Origin of the sequence: Cellulophaga sp. (assembly GCF_039943695.1) — a bacterium.
Taxonomy (GTDB): domain Bacteria; phylum Bacteroidota; class Bacteroidia; order Flavobacteriales; family Flavobacteriaceae; genus Cellulophaga.
This window is the reverse complement of record NZ_JBDVAA010000120.1, coordinates 1-3,255: the sequence shown is the minus strand read 5'-3', so window position 1 is coordinate 3,255 and position 3,255 is coordinate 1. Positions and strand designations below refer to the sequence as shown.

Annotated in this window: 2 protein-coding genes; both read right to left on the bottom strand. The window is 34.3% G+C overall.

Going from position 1 to position 3,255, the window contains the following annotated elements; translation table 11 throughout:
• On the bottom strand, window positions 1–1,340 hold a 1,340-nt coding region (locus tag ABJD66_RS08395; RefSeq protein ID WP_348130361.1), incomplete at its 3' end, for a vanadium-dependent haloperoxidase.
• The coding region (locus ABJD66_RS08390; protein WP_348130358.1) for an FAD-dependent oxidoreductase at window positions 1,321–3,255 on the bottom strand (1,935 nt) is incomplete at its 5' end. The genes ABJD66_RS08395 and ABJD66_RS08390, both read right to left, overlap by 20 nt.

Genomic DNA, 3,255 nt, shown 5'->3' with positions numbered 1-3,255 from the left:
GTTAAGTTTAGTGTTTCTAGTATGTGTTTGCCTACATTTTGGCCTTGTACAACACCATTGTCTATTGCAGCCCTGTAATGTATACCACCATATAATCTGCTAACTGCAGCTTCTTTAGCAGCATTATTAAAAGAACTAAACTTACGTACTGGTAAACCATATGGAGTTTCAGTATTATCAGAAAAACTAAAGTTATCTCCAAATAGCTGAGTTAAAATGGTTGCAGATGCTCCAGACACTACAGAATGTCCGCTTGTGTACTCCGGAAAAGGCGGCGTTTGTAATAATGGTGTCCATTCTTTATCTATAGTATTGTTAATTAGAGTTTCGGGTCTAATTAAGTTGCTACGGTATTTCTCATCCCAGCAACTAATAAAAGCATCAAAAATACCTATAGATGTTATTGTATTTGCGTGTACAGCAGCTGTAAAGTCTAGCTTTTGCTGTTTACACGCTATTTTTGTTATTCCTATCCAATGTGCACCTGGAGTAATTTTTTTTGTGGCAATCATTAAATGGCCTTTGCTAGTAGATACATACGGATTACAGTCCCAAAACTTAGCAATTTCTACTTCTTCAGACGTATCTCCGTTTTTACGTATCTCGTTAGTAACGGTATATACTTCTTGTAATTCTTTATAAAATGTACTTTCTGGATCCATAGAAAACTCAGGATGCCTAATTGGTTTAAATTGCGAAGCAGAATCTAAAACCATTGGTCTTATTTTATTCCAATGTGGCTCTATACCATCCATATACGCAGGTGGTGTTGGTTGCCACCTGCCAGGATTATCTGTAGTAACCTCATACCCTGCAAAAGATCTGGTTTCTTTATAATTGTCTTTGTGTAGCCAGTCTTTTACGCGGTTAGCAACTTTTAAACCATAAGCCTTAGACACCGTAAACTCTGTTGTATTGGTCTTTTCCCAACTTGTAAAAAGGCTATCTGCATACGTAGTTATAATATTATCTTTAAAAATAAGCTCTTTACTAACATCTATATATGCCACAAGCGCAGCAACCTCTAAATTAACATCTTTAGTTGCTTTTGGTATAGGCTGTAAACTTTTAATTTTTGTAGTTAAAGAGCTGTATTTGGTATTGTTTTGCGTTATAATCTCGTAAGCAGCAACATTTGGGTACATATATATTCTACTAGCCACAGGTGGCGAAAATATATCATGTATCATAGTTTCTGTAATTTTATCTACAGCACTAAAGTACACATCTACAGGTACTTTTATAGGTTGCTCCTTGTTTGTACATGATTGTAAAACAGCGAATACTACTAACAATACAAGGACTAAACCTTTGCTTTTTTTATTTAAAATCTTCTGCATAATATGTTTCTGCATCATTTAACAACAATTGCATTTTTTCTTTCTCTAAAATTACTCTTTTATCATCCCAATCCAAATAGTTTACAAAGTCTTTAACAACAATGTCCATAAACGTAGAAATACTAGAAATGTTAAAGTACAAACGCCCTGTTCTGCGTACAAAAAAGTCTGCAAGACTATTGGTCATTTCGTAATTTACACAATACCAAAGTTCTGCTCTTATTAGGTTTTCTAAGGCATTACCAGTTCTAAAAAAGCTTATTTTCTCTAAAATTGCAGAAGCTTTTTTGCCGTATGTTGTGCATAAATACCAAGCGTAATAACTGTCTTCTATTCCTATTTTTAGTAGTTCGTTTTCTAATTCCTTTTGGTACGCCACAACCTCATTGGCAGAAGTCATTGTTGGGGTTACCAATGCTATATCTTCTGTAATAGATTTTTTTAAATGCTTCTTTTTCTTTTCTGGAATGGTTTTTAAAACCGTATCTATAACACGCTGCGCCATTTTTCTGTATCCAGTTAACTTTCCGCCAGCAATAGAAACTAAGCCACTTTTAGAAACAAAAATTTCATCTTTTCTAGACAATTCAGACGGATCTTTTTCTTCTTCGTGAATAAGTGGTCTTAAACCTGCCCAGTTAGACTCTATATCGTTTAAAGTTAAATTTACATCTGGAAATGTGTGGTTTGTAGCCTTTAGTAAATACTCAGCATCTTCTTCTGTAGCCACTACCCTTTCTAAATTCCCCGCATAATTGGTGTCTGTTGTACCAACATAAGTAGATCTACCACGCGGAATGGCAAAAATCATACGGCCATCTTCTACATCAAAATAAACAGACTGTTTAATAGGTAATTTTTCATGCGGAAAAACAATATGTACACCTTTGGTTAAGTGTAAATGTTTGTTGTTCATAGACGCATCCTTTTTACGTAAAGTATCTACCCAAGGGCCAGCAGCAGAAACATAATTACGTGCTGTAATATTTAGTCTTTTACCAGTGTTTTTATCAATACAATTTAGGCTTTCAATTTTTTGCTCACTATCATAAACAAAAGATTCCATTTCGCAATAATTTACAATAGTAGCACCAAATTCGGTTGCTTTTTTAAGTATTTCTATAGTTAGTCTGGCATCATCAGTTCTGTATTCTGCATAATATCCGCTACCTAAAACAACAGCATCATCTAATAAAGGTTCTTTATCTAAAGTTTCCTTTTTATCTAACATTCTCCTACGGTCATCACCACCAACATTTGCTAGCATATCATACACTTTTAGGCCAACAGACGTCATCATTTTACCATATGTGCCACCCTCTATAAGTGGTAAAAGCATTTTTTCTGGTACAACTAAATGTGGTGCTAATTTGTGTACAATAGCACGCTCAGAGCCAGATTCCCTTACCAAGCCAATTTCTAATTGTTTTAGGTAACGTAAACCACCGTGTATTAATTTAGTAGACTTATTACTGGTACCCGAAGCAAAATCGTTTTTCTCTACTAAGCACACATTTAAACCTCTAGACGATGCATCTAAAGCAATACCTGCACCTGTTACTCCGCCTCCAATAACTATCAAATCGAACTTTTTAGAAACAATTTTTTTTAATTGTTTAGGTCTGTCTAAAATAGAAAAACGTAAAGGCTTATTTTTTGGTTTAACTTTGGTAATACTCTTTGTTTTTTCTACCGCTTTTTGCCATCCTTTGTACTTTTTGTTTCGTACTTTAGATTTCATCACTGGTTTAAAAACAGTATCAATTTCTCTTATTTCAGAAATGTTATCCTTATTCCAAAAATTAGCTTTTATACCAGCCAATAATGCAGCACCAAAAGCAGTAACCTCAATCATTTTTGGTCGGTCTACTTCTACATTTAAAATATCAGACTGAAACTGCATTAGATAGTTATT